Genomic DNA, 14,753 nt, shown 5'->3' with positions numbered 1-14,753 from the left:
ACGCCGAGGCACAGGACCCGGCCGCCACAGCGGTCACCCTCGCCTCAACGGATCTTGTACAGCACCGCCGCGCCGGGCCTGGGTTCGAAGGCCGGCACGGTGCGTTGTTTCAGGGGGGCGCCCTTGGCATCCCAGACCAGCGTCTCCACCGGGTATTCGTCCTTGCGGGTCATGGCGCCGATCTGCTGGACGATCACGGCCGAAGCAGCCGCCACTTCCGGGTTCCATGCGAACACACCGACCCTGCCGTAGAACACGGCCGGTGCGTCGGCATCGAGGCGACGGTCCGGGCACATCACCAGGCCGCGGTCCCGCATGACCCGCAATGCGCCGACGGGCACGGCCTTGACCGTGGGTGTGGTGCGCTCGGTGCTGTGGCCAGGGCAGACATTGGCTGAGCGGGTCACCATGTCTTCGGCCACTTGCCGGTCGGATTGCGCGAATGTGGGCAGGGTCGCACCAGACAGGGCGAGCAAAGCGAAAGCGGACTTCCAATGCATGGGGTGAAAACTCCTTGTGGGGTAAAACTCCAAACCTTGCAGCCGCACCGGAGGGGCGGCTGCGAAGGACGCGATCAGATCCTATCGACCCGGTCGCCGGGCGCTGCCCAGGGATGGGACAGGGGCAGGCTCCCCCGCCCGCTCCCCCACCCCAGGCTCACTTCACCAGCGCCAGCAAATCCTTGAAGGCCGGGTGTTCCGCCGTGCGCGCCCATTCGAAGATGACCATCTCCGTCGTGACCAGTTCGGCGCCCGCGCCGGCCAGGCGGTCGAAGGCGGCGTCGCGGTTGCGCTCGGTGCGCGAGCCGCAGGCGTCGGTCACCACGCACACGTCGAATTCGTCCTCCAGCAGGTCCAGCGCCGTCTGCAGCAGGCACACATGGGCCTCGCATCCGGCGATCACGATGGCGCCGGGCTCTTCGGCCGTGGGCTGGGGTTTCTGCAGGTGCTTGGGCAGGCTGCGGGCGTTGCCGGCAGGCGGCTTGGGCTCAGGGCGCAACCATTCGCCCAGGCCTTCCTCGGCCGCGCTGAAATGCATCTTGGCCAGGGTCTTGCGGCACAGCGCACGCAGCGCCGGATCGTTGGGCCCCAGGCGCGAGGGGTTTTGCTCGGTGCCCCATACCGGCACCTCCATCAACTGGGCCGCCCGGGCCAGGCGCAGCGCGTTGGCCAGCACGGCTGGGCCTTCGAAGATGGCGGGCATCAGGCGTTCCTGGTAATCGACCAGGACGAGTTGGGATTCGGAGGCGTCGAGCAGCATGGGCGGGGTGCGCTGGGCAAAAGGTGAAAGATTCGGGGATTGTCGCAGCCGTGCTTGGCGCAGGTTCCTTGGGGGCGTGCGACGGGGGGGACCGGCGCGGGAACGCCCGATCCGCCCAGTGGTAGTCAGCGCGTCAGGCGCAGCAGCCGGCCCTGGGGTCCATCGGTCAGCAAGTACAGCCAGCCGTCCGGACCCTGGCGCACGTCGCGGATGCGTTCGGCCAGGCCGCCGAGCAGGTATTCGTCGCGCACCACCTTGCCGTTCGCCAGCTCCAGCCGGTGCAGCCGGCTGAACTTGAGCGAGCCGACGAACAGGCTGCCCCGCCAGTCGGCGCCGTAGCGGTCGCTGGTCAGAAAGGCCATGCCCGAGGGCGCGATGGACGGCACCCAGTAGTGCAGCGGCGGCTCCATGCCCGCCTTGTGCGTGAGCCCTTCTCCGATCTTGCCGCCGCCATAGTTTTCGCCGTAGGTGACGACCGGCCAGCCGTAATTGCGCCCGGCCTGGGGCACGTTGATTTCATCGCCCCCCTGCGGGCCGTGCTCGTGGATCCACAGCCGCCCGTCCGGGGCGATGGTCGCGCCCTGCGGGTTGCGGTGGCCCCAGCTCCAGATTTCGGGCAGCGCGCCGGCCCCGGTCGGGTTGCCCGGGCCCGGCGAGCCATCGGGCTGCACATGGATGATCTTGCCCAGGTGGCCGTCGAGCTTTTGGGCGTCTTCCTTGCGGGAGGAGCGCTCGCCCACGGCCAGAAAGAGGGACCCGTCCCGGGCCTGCGCAATGCGGCAGCCGAAGTGCAGCGAGCTCTGGACCTTGGGCCGTTGGCTGAAGATCACCCGCACGTCGGTCAAGGCAGTTTCGCCGGGGGGCAGCACCGCGCTCGCCATGGCGGTGCTGTTGCCGGTCTCGCCCTGCGGCGCAGGCTCGGAGTAGCAAAAGAAGATGCGCCGGTTGCGTTCGAAATCCGCGTCGGTGACCACATCGAGCAGGCCGCCCTGCCCGCCGAACACGACCGGCGGCAGGCCGGACACGGGCGAATGGATCCGGCCATTGGCCTCGATCACCCGCAGACGGCCGGAGCGCTCCGTCACCAGGAACCGTCCGCCCGGAAGGAACGCCACTGCCCAGGGGTTGGCCAGATCCTGGGCCACAGTCCCCGCCTGGCCTTGCGTCTTTGCTGCCTGCGGCACGACGGGAGTAGCCGGTTGGGCGCGGGCCTCCACGCCGGACAACATTGCCGCAGCGCCAGATGTAACCAATAACAGCCGGTAAAAAACAGAAGACAGAGAGCCAGATTTATCGAATTTCATACAGCGGAAATTTTGTAACACAAGGGCCTGCCAGTCATCGCGTCCCCAGGGAAAAGTAGGACTCGCCGAATTTCGTTGCGAGAGGGAAGAGCATGCCACGCAGCCGCTTCATAGCCAAAAGCCATGGGGCTTTGGTTTTGCGACAATTTTTGCTAATGGAAGCCAGAACATGCGTGATAACCTCGCGCCCCATGTCTCGATGGATCTGCCTCTTGTTGCTGGCCTGCGCCAGCGCCCACGCCGCCCCCAACAATGCGCCCTCCGATGATTTAGACCGTCTTGTCCGCGAAAGGACCATGCTTTCGCAATTCCAGGAAGCCCGGCACAACGTGCAGGACAAGGCTGGAGAAGTCGTTGCCACGGCAATGGGATTTCTCGGCGTGCCCTACCGCCGGGGTGGCAATGACGTCGAAACCGGTTTTGATTGCAGCGGCTTCATCCGCACGATCTACGGCAAGGCGGCGGGCCTGGTACTCCCGCGCCGGGCTGACCAGCAAGCGGCCGCCACCGAGAAGATCGAGAAGAAAGACCTTCAACCGGGCGACCTCGTCTTCTTCAACACCATGCGCCGCGCGTTCAGCCATGTGGGCATGTACGTGGGTGACGGCAAGTTCATCCACTCGCCCCGCAGCGGTGCGGAAGTCCGCGTGGAAGACATGGGCGCCTCTTACTGGCAGCGCCGCTTCAACGGCGCCCGCCGCGTGAGTACCGAAGACGGCGGCAAGGACGGCTCCGCCAACTGAGCGCTCTGGCGTGGTGCACCGCGTGCGCATGGTGAAGCCGCCTGGGCCTGTCAGGGTTTGATGACGGTCGTTGTTTCCGTGCTGCGAATGGGTTCGCCCACCACATTCACGGGACGGGCATCGGGATTGCGCAGCATTTCCTTGGCGGCAGCCATGTCGGCTTGGTAGCGCGCCCGGGCCTGTGATTCGCACGACTTGCGGGCACCTGCTTCACCCGCACGGCATTCTTCCAAACCCACTTTCAAACCACCGCCCGCTTCACGGATCGCGGTCTGATAGCGTTGCGCAGGGGTGGTGTCCGGCCGTGCGCCGCGCTCCAGCGATGCCTGATCGCTCTGTGCGAGGGCCGTGGAGGGCAGCATGGCGCCCCCGGTGGCCGCGGCCAATGCCAACACGGTGGCGGACAAGAAAGTGCGGGGGGATCGGATGGGCATGGGCTTTCCTTTCTTTTTTTGTGGGAGAGCCATGACCTTATCCAGCCCGCAATTCGCCAAGCGCGGGATTCACGCGCGTCGGCTTGTCGGCCGGCTCCCACACCCCGCACGCCGTTTCCCCGCTGCCTGATCTTCCCCGAAAACCCCTATCTTCGGCCGGCAGCACAGTGCGCCTCGTCCGACATGGCGCCTTGGGGGCCGCCGGGTAGATTCGCCCTATCTCAACCAGAAAGTGCCTGCCCATGTTTTCCGTCCTCGGTGTTCTTCTCGTCGGTCTCGTGGTGGGCTTGCTCGCCCGTGCGCTCAAGCCAGGGGATGACAAGCTCGGCTGGATCATGACGGCGCTGCTCGGCGTGGCCGGGTCGTTCCTGGCCACCTACATCGGACTCGCCATGGGCTGGTACCAGGAGGGCGAGCCAGCCGGCTGGATCGCCTCCATCCTGGGCGCGATGCTGCTGCTGGTGGTGTACAGCTTCTTCAAGAGCAAGAACTGAAAGGCGGCCGCCCCGTGGCGAAACGTGTTCCCAGCGCCTCGGCCCTGGCCGGCAACGACCCCGATCTGCTGGCAGCCGTGCAGCGCAGCCGGCGCCTGCTGCACCGGCGCGCACTGATGGCCGCCGCGGCGGGCACCGTGCCCATTTCGGGCCTCGATTGGGCGGTGGACGCGGCCTTGCTGTCCCGACTGGTGCCGCAGATCAATGCGGAGTTCGGCCTGACGCCCGAGCAGATCGACCGGCTCACGCCCCACAAGCGCGAGCAGGTGCAAAAGGCGGTCGGCCTCGTCGGGTCGGCCTTGATCGGCAAGTTCGTCACCCGCGAGCTGGTGATCCGGGCCACCCAGGCCGTGGGCATGCGCCTCACGGCCAAGCAGGCGGCCAAATATGTGCCGCTGGCCGGCCAGGCCGTGGCGGCCGTGCTGGGCTACACCACGCTGCGCCTGCTCGGCGAGCAGCACCTGCGCGATTGCGTGGAAGTCGCCAAGGCGGCCCAACTGACCTTGCCGGCGCCAGGGGCCGATTCGAAGCGCTGAATCCGCCACCCGGCGGCCCCCGCATGCGAACGCGGCCGCTCGCCCGGCACAATGGCCGCCCATGCCGCCGCGCCTCCCCGCTGACTCCCCTAGCGCCAAGCGCCCTTCCGTTGCCTCGGCTGCGCGCGAGCACGCGATCGGCGCCTGGGTCTCCGCGCTGCAGTGCCAGGCAGATGCCGCCACACTGGCGCGGCTGCCCACCCTGTCCGATGCCGAGGCCGCGCAGGTTATGGCGCGCATGCGCGCCGCCGCCCCGTCCGCCCCGTCCGCCCCGTCCGCCCCGTCCGCCCCGTCCGCCCCGCCTGGCCCGGCGGACGGCACCCTCGCCACGCCGGGCCGATTCCAGCCGCGCATCACGCTGCGGACGCTGGGCCGTGGCGACGGCCTGCTGGGCCTGCGGCCCCACGGGCCGATCGGCCCGCGCGGCGACCAGGTCACGCTGGCCCGCATCGACTGGACCTACCGCACGCCGGACGGCGCCGCCTGGGAAACGCCCGCCCCCACCTCGGTGCTCAACAGCCGCCCGCCGGCCGTGCAGGAGCTGTACGACACCGGCGGCCCCGTGCTGCGCCTGCAGCGCGATGGGGTGGCCGAGGCGGACGCCATCGACCTCGTGCGCGACCTGGGCCTGCTGCCGGTGCCCGAAACGGCCTTGCAGTGGCGCGACCGTGCGGGTGCTCCCGTGCTGGGCCCTGTCTGGACGCTGCCGCAGGAGGCGGCCTTCGGCGACTTCTGGGCCGAGCAGGTGCCGCGCCTACAGGCCCATGGCTGGGCCGTGTCGGTGCTGCCCGGCTTCGCGCACGAGAGCGTTCCCGTGCAGCGCTGGACGCTGCGCCTGGACCCCGACACCGGCGAGCTGCTGGGCAAGGACCTCGCCGGCCCCCTGGGCCCGCGCGAACGCCCGGTGCAAAAGCTGCATCTGCCCGAACGCGAAGGGGCCTGGCTGCTGAGCCTGGGCATCGAGGTGGACGGCGAGACGCTGGACTTGGCGCCCTTGCTGGCCGATCTGCTCCGGCGCGCGCCGCGCTGGCTGAACGCCGCGCAGATGGCCGCCATCGACGATCACGCAACCGTCTCGCTGCGCGCGCCCGGCGGGCGGCGCATCGATGCGCCCGCGGCGCCGCTCAAGGCCATCGTCGGCGCGATGGTGGACCTGCTCACCGATCCGCGGCGCAACGCCGACCGGCAGCGCCAGGACGGCGACCCGCTGCGCCTGGGTCCCTGGGAAATGCGGCGCATCGAGGCCCTGCGCTCCGGCCTGGTGCAGGCGCACCGCGTGGGCACGGTCAGCGGCTGGGACAACGGCTGGCAGTTGCAGGGCGATGCCGGGCTGGCCCATCTGGCGCGGCGGCTGAAGGCCATCGGCACGCCTGCGCCCGTGGCCGCGCCGGCCGGGCTGCAGGTGCCGCTGCGGCCGTACCAGCTCGACGGCCTCGCATGGCTGCAATACCTGCGCGCCCAAGGGCTGGGCGGCATTCTGGCCGACGACATGGGCTTGGGGAAAACCGCGCAGGCGCTGGCCCATGTCCTCACCGAAAAGGAAGCGGGCCGGCTGGCGCACCCTGCGCTGGTGATGCTGCCCACCTCGCTCGTCTTCAACTGGCAGGCGGAGGCGCAGCGCATGGCCCCGGGCCTGCGCGTGCTCAGCCTGCACGGCGCGGACCGGCGCGAGCGCTTTGCCCGCATCGGCCAGCACGACCTGGTGCTGACGACCTACCCGCTGGTGTGGCGCGACATCGACGCGCTGGCCGCGCAGCCGTGGCACCTGCTGATCCTGGACGAGGCGCAGATGGTCAAGAACGCCGGCAGCCGCAGCGCCCGCGCCCTGCGGCGCCTGAACGCCCCGCATCTGCTTTGCCTGACCGGCACGCCGCTGGAGAACCACCTGGGCGAGCTGTGGGCGCAGTTCGACTTCCTCATGCCCGGCTTTCTGGGCGATGCGCGCAGCTTTTCCCAACGCTGGCGCAAGCCCATCGAGGAGAACGGCGAAACCCTGCGGGCCGAGGTGCTGGCCCGGCGCGTGCGCCCGTTCATCCTGCGCCGGCGTAAGCAGGACGTGGCCACCGAACTGCCGCCGCGCACCGACGTCGTGCTGCGGCTGCCGCTGCAGGGCCGCCAGCGCGAGCTGTACGAGGCGGTGCGTGCCGCCGCCGACAAGCAGGTGCGCCGCGTGCTGCAGCGCCAGAGCTTCGACGGCGCGCAGATCACCCTGCTGGATGCGCTGCTCAAGCTGCGGCAGGTGTGTTGCGATCCGCGCCTGGTCAAGGGCAGCGAGGCCGCCCGGGCGCAGCCCGCCACCATGGAACGCGCCAAGCTCGAATGGCTGGCCGACGCGCTGCCCGCCCTGGTCGCGCAAGGGCGCCGCGTGCTGGTGTTTTCGCAGTTCACCGAGATGCTTGCCCTGGTGGCCGAAACGCTGGAAGCGCTCGCCCTGCCCTTCCTCGCGCTGACCGGAGACACCCCACCGCGCGCGCGCGGCGCCGTGGTGCGGCGCTTCCAGGACCGCGGCGATGCAGGCGCGCCGCCCGTCCTGCTGGCCAGCCTCAAGGCCGGCGGCGTGGGCCTGAACCTGACCGCCGCCGACACGGTGATCCACCTCGACCCCTGGTGGAACCCCGCCGTGGAGGAGCAGGCCACCGCCCGTGCCCACCGCATCGGGCAGGACCAGCCGGTGTTCGTCTACAAGATCGTGGTGGAAGGCAGCATCGAGGAACGCATGCTGGAACTGCAGGCCCGCAAGCAGGCGCTGGCGCAGGGGGTGCTGGGGCACGACGCCGCGGGTGCGGCCAAGTTCAGCGAGGCGGACCTGAACGCCCTGCTCGCCCCCTTGTCGGAACCCCAGGACAACCCACTGGCCATCCCGGCGCACGATGCGATCCGGTGGGGCGGCACGGGACCGGCGCGCATGCGGTGAATCCGCGAATAGAGGTGTTTTTGCCACCATGCCCTATTGAATCATGCCCTCATTGCTATTAAATAAATAGCAAAAGCCCTCTGGCGGCAGGAAGGGCTCGATCCTTGCGCCGCATCCCGCCAGAATGGCGCCATGACGACGACCCCGCCCCCCGAACCCCGCTACTGGCTCATGAAGTCCGAGCCGCAGGAATGCTCCATCGACGACGCCCTGGCCGCCCCGGATGCCACCGTGCCCTGGACCGGCGTGCGCAACTACCAGGCGCGCAACTTCATGCGCGACGGCATGCAGGTGGGCGACGGCGTGCTGTTCTATCACTCCAGCTGTCCGGAGCCGGGCATTGCCGGCCTGGCGCGCGTGGCATCCGCCACCCGGCCGGACCCGACGCAGTTCGACCCCGAATCGCCCTACCACGACCCCAAATCCCGCCCGGACCAACCGCGGTGGCTGCTGCTGGACGTGCAGGCGGTGCGCAAGACCCGCCTGCTGCCCCTGGCCGAATTGCGCGCCCGGCCGGAACTGGCCGGCCTGCAGGTGCTGCAAAAAGGCAGCCGCCTGTCCATCACGCCGGTCGATGCAGCGGACTGGAAGCGGGTCGTCGACGTGCTGGACGCGGCGCCGCCCGCCTGAGCCGCGCCCTGCGAGGGCCCAAAGGTGCCGCCCGGCCACGGGTGCAGCACCTGGTGCCCGTGCCTATCATGGCCTGCCCTTCACTCCCCTTTCGCGGTGGCGCCAGCGCTTCGCGTCCGCCATGCGCAACATGCTCGACTTCAGTTCCTGGCACACCCTGCTCACCACCGCGTTGGGGCTGCTGCTGGCCTCACTGCTCATGGTGGGCATCCGGCTCGTGTTCATGCAGACCATCCAGCGCCGCCGGGAGCGCGAAAACCGGCAGATCAACGAGCGGCTCAAGACCCTGATTGCCGCCTACAAGACCTTGGGCGGCTCGTTCACCGGGCAGTTGCAGGTGAGCCCGACGCACATGCGCGACCTCCGCCGGCCGGCTGGCAGCCCAACGTCATCGCTGGCTCCTGCGGAAGGCGATCCGGCCACCGGAGAAGGGGCCCTGGCACCGCCGACCAGCACCGAGCGCCAACGCCGCGTGCGCGACGCGGTGGAGGCCGCGCTGTCCGACGTGATCCTGCTGGGCACCGAAGAGCAGGTGCAGCTCGCCGCCCAGGCCGCGCAGGACATGGTGGCCGGCCGCAGTATTGAAACGGCTCAGCTGGTGGTGTCGCTGCGGCAGTTCATTCGGGCGGCGCTGGACCTGGAACCGATTGCGGAGCATGTGCCGATTCCCGTGCAGGGGCCGCTGCGGCCCGGAGGAAGCGGTGGCGCGGGCGCCCGGCGGGCCACTGCCGATGGCGGTGTGCGAGGCAGTGGGGGCGGCGCCGGCGGTGGAATGGGCGAAAGCGGGAACGGCGGCGGGATGGGAATGGCGCACCACGCGCCCGGTGGTGACCCGGCCGACGACGGAGGGTCCGCCACCACAGGCGCCAGGGGGCAATGAAGGGGGATGACGCAGCGCTCCCCTGCCCGCTCGCCCCCGTCACGCACAAGATCCACCCGGCACAGCGCACTGCCTCAGTCGCTGTCGCGCAGGTGTTTCGCAAGGAACGCCGAAATCCGCGCCTCGTAGGCCGGCGGATCGAACGCATGCAGATCGACATGCGCCGCACCATCGACCACCCACAACGCCTTCGGATCGTCAGCCGCCGCGTAGATGCGCCGGGTTTCCGCCAGGGGGGTGTGGCGGTCTTCCGATCCGGCCGCGATCAGCAGCGGCACGTGCAGCGACGGCAGGTCGGCGATGGGCCGCAGCTGATCCGCTGAAACGCCCAGCCGCACGGGAAGCTGCCACAACAGCAGCGGCGTGAGCCACCGGCCCGCAGGCCCCAGGTACATCGCCAGGCGGTCGGAGACCGCGTCTTCGATCGTGGGGAACATCGACTCCAGCACGACTGCCTCCAGGGACACGTCGGGAAGGGACAGCACGAGCGACGCCGCCCCGAGCGATGCGCCGATCACACCGATCTTCTCGTCGGGCAGCGCGTCGGACAGGTAGTCCAGGGCCGCCGCCACGCCTTGCGATTCGTTCCAGCCGAAGGTCACCCGGTCGCCGGCGCTCTCGCCATGGGCGGGCAGATCGATGAGCAGCACCGAATAGCCCAGGCGATGGAGAAACCGGGCCCGGCCCAGCATCTGCCGCCGGTCCGCACCGATGCCATGCAAAAGCAGCACCGCCCCGGCCCCGGCATCGCCACGGACCAGCCAGCCCGCAAGGGACTGGCCCGTGACGGTATCGAACCGCACCGGGCTCGCGGGCAGATCGTCCGGGGCCGCGCCCACGGGCCGGTGGTGCGGCTGGCTCAGGACCTCGCCCGCACCGAGCAAAACCGCGAGGCACAAAAAGGCGGCAGCGAGTGCCGCGAGGATTCTTCGACGTTGCATGAGCAGCGATGCTAGCGGCCCACGGGGTCACCGCCACCACCACAGCAGGCCAACGCAGGGCGCTGCCGCCACGCCCAGGCCCAGCCAGGCCCGCGCCGCGCTGCGCGCACAGAACACCCACAGCGCGATGGCCGCGTACACCGTGAAGCTGAGCAACGTCGCCAGCAGCACGCCATCCGCTCGGCTCCCTCCCCACAGGCGCGGCGCGGCCAGCGCCAGCACGGCGGCGAGCAGGGACGCCACGGCGTACCCCCCCGCGCACGCGGCCAGCACCCGGCTGGCAACGCCGAGCCGGCTGGTCGAACGCGTCGCTGGCCGAAGGGGGCGGCTCATCCCTGCACCCCGCCGCGCGGCGCAGGGCGCCGGGGGGCGCCCGGCACCGCCTTGCGCGCGCCGTGCCAGCCCTGCCCGGTGCGGTACGCGGCCCACGCCAGCGCCGCGCCGCAGGCCAGCGCGGCGAGCTCCACGCCGGCGCGCTGCCCATCGCCCACCAGCGCGTAGCGGCCCAGGTGCTGACCGGTGGTCCAGGCGTTCAGCGCGGGCAGCGCCACGCACAGCGCCGCCGCGGCGCCCAGTTGCTCCACCCAGGCCCGGCGCGGCGGGCGCAGCGCGGCGTGCAGCAGCGTGGCCAGCCAGACCGCCAGGAAGGCCCGGATCTCCCACAGCGCGCGGCCGGGCAGTTCGGCGGGCAGCAGGCGGTTGGCATGGAGGTAGCCGATGCAGGCCACGCCGATGCCTGCCACGGCCGCGACGTTCAGGGCCTCGATGGCGCGGTAGACGCCGGCCGTGGCACGGCCGAACTCATTGCCGCAGGCGCGGCGCCGCTTCACGCTGAACAGCACGGTGCCGGTGGCCACCATCACGGTGCCGAGCAGCCCGCTGGCGAAGTACAGCCACTTCATCGGCCAGCCACCGAAGCGGGCGAAGTGCAGCGACTCCATCACAGCGTGCACCTGCTCCGAGGCGAAGGCCGCGTCGGGGTCCGGCCGGCGCACCTGCAGCACGGCGCCGCTCACGCCGTCGAGCACCGCGGTGGCCACCGGGTTCAGCAAGGCGCGGCGCTGGCCTGCGCCTGGCTCGGCTTCGCGGGGGCCGAGCACGCGCACCGTGGCATTCGCATCCCCCGGCGCCTCGACCACCACCATGCGCGGTGGCTGGCCCATCAGGTCGCGGGCCCTTTGCAGCAGCGGTGCCAGATCGTGCAAGGCCGCGGGCCGGCCCGTGCGGGGGCGGCGCAGCGCTTCGCCCTCGCCGTGGTGCAGCTCGGCCTGGAACCGGGCATGGGCCGACTCGCCGCTGCCGTACGCCGCCTGCAGGGGCCAGGGCATGTACGAGGTATAGAAGATCGCCAGCCCGGTGTAGACGATCATGAACAGGAAGGGCAGCGTCAGCACGGCGGTGGCGTTATGGGCGTCCATCCACGAGCGCTGGCCCTTGCCCGGCCGGAACGTGAAGAAATCCTGAAAGATGCGCCGGTGCACGACCACGCCGGACACCAGCGCCACCAGCATGGCCATCGACACCCAGCCGACCACCCAGAAGCCGAGCGCGTTCCACTGCAGCATGTAGTGGAACGACATGAAGTGGCGTCCGCCTTCGGTCGCCCGGCCCCAGGGCAGGGGCAGCACGGCGCCGGTCACCGGGTGCAGCGCGGCCGTCTGGTTGGCACGGCCATCGCGCCACGCCAGCAGCAGGGCATCGCCCGGGCGCTGGGGCAGCTCGATGCGCCAAAAGCGCGCGCCGGGTGCCTGCGCGGCCAGGTGCCGCACGGCCTGTGCCAGCACGTGCGGCACGGCCCCCTGTGTGCCGGCCCCGGCATCCGCCAGCACGGGCCGGGCCTCCATCCAGCGGGTGATCGGCTCCCGGAACACGCTGAGCGTGCCCGTGAGGAAGATGGCGCACAGCAGCCATCCGCAGACGAGGCCGCACCAGGTGTGCAGCCACGACATGGACTGGCGGAAGTTGCCGTTACCTTTCATGCGGGCCCCATCCCTGGCCATTCGCCGCGCGATCGACTGCGCACGGTCAGAAGGCGCCGCGCAGGGTCAGCATCACATTGCGGGGGTCGCCGTAATAGCTGCCGTTGACCAGCGCGGTAACCGAGCTGTAGTAGCGCTTGTCGAAGACGTTGTTCACGTTCAGCGCCGCGGTCCAGTGGCGGTTGATCTGGTACTTGACCAGCGCATTCCACACCGCCCGCCCGCCGTTGGTGGCGCGCACGGCGCCGATCTGGCGGTAGCTGCCGCTTTGCGCGTTGACGCCGCCCCCGAGGGTGATGGCGTTCAGTTCGCCCGGCAGCTGGTAGGTGCTCCACAGGCGGAACAGGTGCTTGGGCGTGTAGCTGTTGAAGGACAGGCCCTGGCTGCTCACGTCCTTGAGGTACTTGGTCTGGTTGAAGGTGTAGCCGGCGAACAGGTTCCAGTGGCGCGCGACCTCGCCGCTCACCTCGGCATCCAGGCCCTGGCTGCGCACCTCGCCCGTGTCGGTGTAGCAGTAGTAGTCGCTGCGGCAGGTGGGGCTGGTGCTGAAGTCTTCCTGCGCGCGGTTCTTCTGGTCCACGCGGAACAGGGCGAACGAGGCATTCACCTTGCCGTCCATCAGCTCGCCTTTGAGGCCCGCTTCGTAATTGGCGCCCACCATGGGCTTGAGCAACTGGCCCGCCTCGTTCAGCTCGGACTGCGGCTTGAAGATGTCGGCATAGCTCACGTAGGCGGACCATTGCGGGTCGAGCGCGTAGATCAGCCCGGCATAGGGGTTGACCTTGGCGTTCTCGCGGCTGTGGGTGGCCGATGTGGACGGCGCCGCCCCGGTGGTGACGGTGTCCCAGTCGGTGCGGAACCAGCTGACGCGCGCGCCGAGCACCAGCTTGAGCGGGTCGGTCAGCTGCAGGCGCACCGCGTTGTAAAAGCCCAGTTGCCGGGCCTTGCCCTGCCGCGCCTCGCGGGTGCCGGTGTAGATCTCGGCGTCCGTGGGCTCGCGGAAGTCGGGGTTGTAGCTGTTCAGGCCGAAGATGTTGTAGTTGGTCCGAAAGCCGTAGATGGTGTCGTTCGTGGTGTGCGTGTAGTTGACCCCGCTCACCAGTTCGTGCCGCCGGCCGAAGGCGTCGAATTTTCCGGTCAGGTTCGCGTCGATGCCCGAGGTCTCGATGTCGGCGATGGACCGGGCCACGATGTTGGCGCTCTGCATCAGCGCCGGATTGACCGCCCGGTTGACCCCGGCGTACTTCAGATCGTGCTCTTCCTTGAGGTGCATCGCCGTGAACTGCAGCTTCCAGTCGTCGTTGAACTGGTGCGCCGCATCGAAATACAGCCCGCGGTTGGACGACTCCTGCCGGTTCCAGGTGGCGCCCAGGTAGGTCGAGCGGGGCAGGTTCAGGTCGCCGCCGGTGGCGTAGCGCGGCAGCCCGTTCATGGAGGGGCGGCCGCGCGTTTCTTCGGAGCTGGCCCCGAAGTTGATGCGCGTGGCGGCCGAGACGTCGTATTCCAGCGTGCCGTACACGGTCGGGCTGCGGCGGTTCACGTAGTCCATGAACGAGTGGTGGTCTTCGTAGTCGATCAGCGCGCGGCCGCGCAGCGTGCCCTCTTCGTTCAGGACGCGGCTGGTGTCCAGCTGCGCGCCGTAGCGGTCCCACGAGCCCACGCGGGCCTCCACCGTGGTGGCGTTGGTGCCGAGAGGACGCTTGCGCACCAGGTTGACCGCCCCGCCGGGGCTGCCTTCGCCCTGCAGCAGGCCGGCGGCGCCGCGCAGGACCTCGGCCCGGTCGATGATCGCCATGCTGGACGAATAGTTGCTCGCCCGCCCGTACATGCCGCGGTTGAGTGGCACCCCGTCGTACTGCACCGTGGTCAGGTCGTAGCCGCGCGAATAGATGTATTTGCCGCCCTGCGGGCTTTGCGCCAGCGTGATGCCGGTGGTGCTGGCGAGCGCGTCGTAGACCGAGGTGATGTTCTGCTCGTCCATCAGCTGGCGCGTGACGACGCTGATCGACTGGGGAATGTCCTTGAGCGCCTGGGCGCCCTTGCCCACCGTGACGGCGCGCGTGGTGTACGAGCCCGTGTGCTCGGTCGCCACCGGGCGCTCGGCCTGGGCCGATACCGTCACGGGCGCGAGCGTGGCCGTGCCTGCGCCTTGCGGCACGCGGCGCACGACCACCGAGGTGCCTTCGATCTCCGCGAACAGCCCGCTGCCCGCCAGCAGGCGTTTGAGGGCCTCGCGGGCGGTGAGGCGCCCTTGCACGGCCGGCGCCACCTTGCCCTCCACCAGCGCGGGTTGCACCATCAGCTCCAGGCGCGCCTGCCGCGCCAGCGCATCCAGGGCCTGGGCCAGGGGCTGGGCCGCGATGCGGATGTCCACCGGCACGGATGCCGCAGCCTGCGCACCGGCCCCCGGCTGGGCATGGGTGGGCAAGGCGCCCAGCGCCAGGGCGGCCGCCACGGCCAACGGGGCAGGATGGAAACGAAAACGGGACATGCGGACGATCTCCGGAAGGTTGGGAATAAGAAGCCTTCTCAGGTAGACGCATGGCTTGGCAAAACCCCAACCTGGGTTTTGCGCTTTTTTTCGAAAGGCGATTCAGTGGCTTGTCCCCGGGGTCGGACCGCACGTGCGCGCACGCCT

At 69.9% G+C, this 14,753-nt stretch carries 14 protein-coding genes; 6 read left to right on the top strand and 8 right to left on the bottom strand.

Features of this window, described 5'->3' with window-relative positions; genetic code table 11:
• Positions 1-44: 44 nt before the first annotated feature.
• The 3 genes from M5C96_RS11725 to M5C96_RS11715 form a co-directional block, all read right to left on the bottom strand.
• Entirely contained in the window at positions 45-500 is a 456-nt protein-coding gene (locus tag M5C96_RS11725) for a hypothetical protein (RefSeq protein WP_272569261.1), read from the bottom strand.
• Between the two features lie 157 nt (positions 501-657).
• The gene (locus tag M5C96_RS11720; RefSeq protein ID WP_272569259.1) at positions 658-1,260 is read right to left on the bottom strand and encodes an isochorismatase family protein; all 603 of its coding nucleotides are present in this window, start codon (positions 1,258-1,260) and stop codon (positions 658-660) included.
• Between the two features lie 125 nt (positions 1,261-1,385).
• Positions 1,386-2,489, bottom strand: coding sequence for a PQQ-dependent sugar dehydrogenase (locus tag M5C96_RS11715; RefSeq protein ID WP_272569258.1), 1,104 nt, complete (start codon positions 2,487-2,489; stop codon positions 1,386-1,388).
• Positions 2,490-2,755: 266 nt separating this feature from the next.
• On the opposite strand from M5C96_RS11715, the gene M5C96_RS11710 reads away from it, so the two are divergent.
• The gene (locus tag M5C96_RS11710) at positions 2,756-3,307 is read left to right on the top strand and encodes a C40 family peptidase (protein WP_272569691.1); all 552 of its coding nucleotides are present in this window, start codon (positions 2,756-2,758) and stop codon (positions 3,305-3,307) included.
• Between the two features lie 50 nt (positions 3,308-3,357).
• On the opposite strand, the gene M5C96_RS11705 is transcribed toward M5C96_RS11710, so the two are convergent.
• Entirely contained in the window at positions 3,358-3,714 is a 357-nt protein-coding gene (locus tag M5C96_RS11705) for a hypothetical protein (protein WP_272569257.1), read from the bottom strand.
• Between the two features lie 269 nt (positions 3,715-3,983).
• Between M5C96_RS11705 and M5C96_RS11700 the strand changes: the two genes are divergently transcribed.
• The 5 genes from M5C96_RS11700 to M5C96_RS11680 all read left to right on the top strand — a co-directional run bounded on the left by M5C96_RS11700 (position 3,984) and on the right by M5C96_RS11680 (position 9,195).
• A complete protein-coding gene (locus tag M5C96_RS11700; protein ID WP_272569255.1) occupies positions 3,984-4,235 on the top strand; it encodes a GlsB/YeaQ/YmgE family stress response membrane protein in 252 nt (83 codons plus the stop codon).
• A gap of 14 nt (positions 4,236-4,249) precedes the next feature.
• Positions 4,250-4,771, top strand: a complete 522-nt coding sequence (locus tag M5C96_RS11695) for a hypothetical protein (RefSeq protein WP_272569254.1) — start codon at positions 4,250-4,252, stop codon at positions 4,769-4,771.
• A 61-nt stretch (positions 4,772-4,832) separates the two neighbouring features.
• A complete protein-coding gene (locus M5C96_RS11690; RefSeq protein WP_272569253.1) occupies positions 4,833-7,685 on the top strand; it encodes a DEAD/DEAH box helicase in 2,853 nt (950 codons plus the stop codon).
• 132 nt (positions 7,686-7,817) lie between these two features.
• Positions 7,818-8,315 carry an EVE domain-containing protein gene (locus M5C96_RS11685; protein ID WP_272569252.1) on the top strand — a complete coding sequence of 166 codons (498 nt, stop codon included), beginning with the start codon at positions 7,818-7,820 and terminating at the stop codon, positions 8,313-8,315.
• A 121-nt stretch (positions 8,316-8,436) separates the two neighbouring features.
• The gene (locus M5C96_RS11680) at positions 8,437-9,195 is read left to right on the top strand and encodes a hypothetical protein (RefSeq protein ID WP_272569251.1); all 759 of its coding nucleotides are present in this window, start codon (positions 8,437-8,439) and stop codon (positions 9,193-9,195) included.
• A 74-nt stretch (positions 9,196-9,269) separates the two neighbouring features.
• Here M5C96_RS11680 and M5C96_RS11675 read toward each other — a convergent pair whose 3' ends face one another.
• From M5C96_RS11675 to M5C96_RS11660, 4 genes are read right to left on the bottom strand one after another with little or no spacing between them, the layout of a single operon-like run.
• Positions 9,270-10,136 carry an alpha/beta hydrolase gene (locus tag M5C96_RS11675; protein WP_272569249.1) on the bottom strand — a complete coding sequence of 289 codons (867 nt, stop codon included), beginning with the start codon at positions 10,134-10,136 and terminating at the stop codon, positions 9,270-9,272.
• 27 nt (positions 10,137-10,163) lie between these two features.
• Positions 10,164-10,469 carry a DUF3649 domain-containing protein gene (locus M5C96_RS11670; RefSeq protein ID WP_272569247.1) on the bottom strand — a complete coding sequence of 102 codons (306 nt, stop codon included), beginning with the start codon at positions 10,467-10,469 and terminating at the stop codon, positions 10,164-10,166.
• Positions 10,466-12,115 (bottom strand): PepSY-associated TM helix domain-containing protein, encoded by a 1,650-nt coding sequence (locus M5C96_RS11665; protein WP_272569246.1) that lies wholly within the window; start codon positions 12,113-12,115, stop codon positions 10,466-10,468. The genes M5C96_RS11670 and M5C96_RS11665 overlap by 4 nt, the downstream gene beginning before the upstream one ends.
• Before the next feature lie 46 nt (positions 12,116-12,161).
• On the bottom strand, positions 12,162-14,606 hold the full coding sequence (locus M5C96_RS11660) for a TonB-dependent siderophore receptor (RefSeq protein WP_272569245.1): 2,445 nt from the start codon (positions 14,604-14,606) through the stop codon (positions 12,162-12,164).
• Between the last annotated feature and the right edge of the window lie 147 nt (positions 14,607-14,753).

This window comes from Acidovorax sp. GBBC 1281 (assembly GCF_028473645.1).
GTDB lineage: Bacteria > Pseudomonadota > Gammaproteobacteria > Burkholderiales > Burkholderiaceae_C > Paracidovorax.
This window is presented reverse-complemented; position numbering and strand designations above follow the sequence as displayed.

What these genes read in the sequence shown, in the direction of transcription:
- M5C96_RS11725 (WP_272569261.1), bottom strand. Translation starts at nt 500, where the DNA reads ATGCATTGGAAGTCCGCTTTCGCTTTGCTCGCCCTGTCTGGTGCGACC.
- M5C96_RS11720 (WP_272569259.1), bottom strand. Translation starts at nt 1,260, where the DNA reads ATGCTGCTCGACGCCTCCGAATCCCAACTCGTCCTGGTCGATTACCAG.
- M5C96_RS11715 (WP_272569258.1), bottom strand. Translation starts at nt 2,489, where the DNA reads ATGTTGTCCGGCGTGGAGGCCCGCGCCCAACCGGCTACTCCCGTCGTG.
- M5C96_RS11710 (WP_272569691.1), top strand. Translation starts at nt 2,756, where the DNA reads ATGTCTCGATGGATCTGCCTCTTGTTGCTGGCCTGCGCCAGCGCCCAC.
- M5C96_RS11700 (WP_272569255.1), top strand. Translation starts at nt 3,984, where the DNA reads ATGTTTTCCGTCCTCGGTGTTCTTCTCGTCGGTCTCGTGGTGGGCTTG.
- M5C96_RS11690 (WP_272569253.1), top strand. Translation starts at nt 4,833, where the DNA reads ATGCCGCCGCGCCTCCCCGCTGACTCCCCTAGCGCCAAGCGCCCTTCC.
- M5C96_RS11685 (WP_272569252.1), top strand. Translation starts at nt 7,818, where the DNA reads ATGACGACGACCCCGCCCCCCGAACCCCGCTACTGGCTCATGAAGTCC.
- M5C96_RS11680 (WP_272569251.1), top strand. Translation starts at nt 8,437, where the DNA reads ATGCGCAACATGCTCGACTTCAGTTCCTGGCACACCCTGCTCACCACC.
- M5C96_RS11675 (WP_272569249.1), bottom strand. Translation starts at nt 10,136, where the DNA reads ATGCAACGTCGAAGAATCCTCGCGGCACTCGCTGCCGCCTTTTTGTGC.
- M5C96_RS11670 (WP_272569247.1), bottom strand. Translation starts at nt 10,469, where the DNA reads ATGAGCCGCCCCCTTCGGCCAGCGACGCGTTCGACCAGCCGGCTCGGC.
- M5C96_RS11665 (WP_272569246.1), bottom strand. Translation starts at nt 12,115, where the DNA reads ATGAAAGGTAACGGCAACTTCCGCCAGTCCATGTCGTGGCTGCACACC.
- M5C96_RS11660 (WP_272569245.1), bottom strand. Translation starts at nt 14,606, where the DNA reads ATGTCCCGTTTTCGTTTCCATCCTGCCCCGTTGGCCGTGGCGGCCGCC.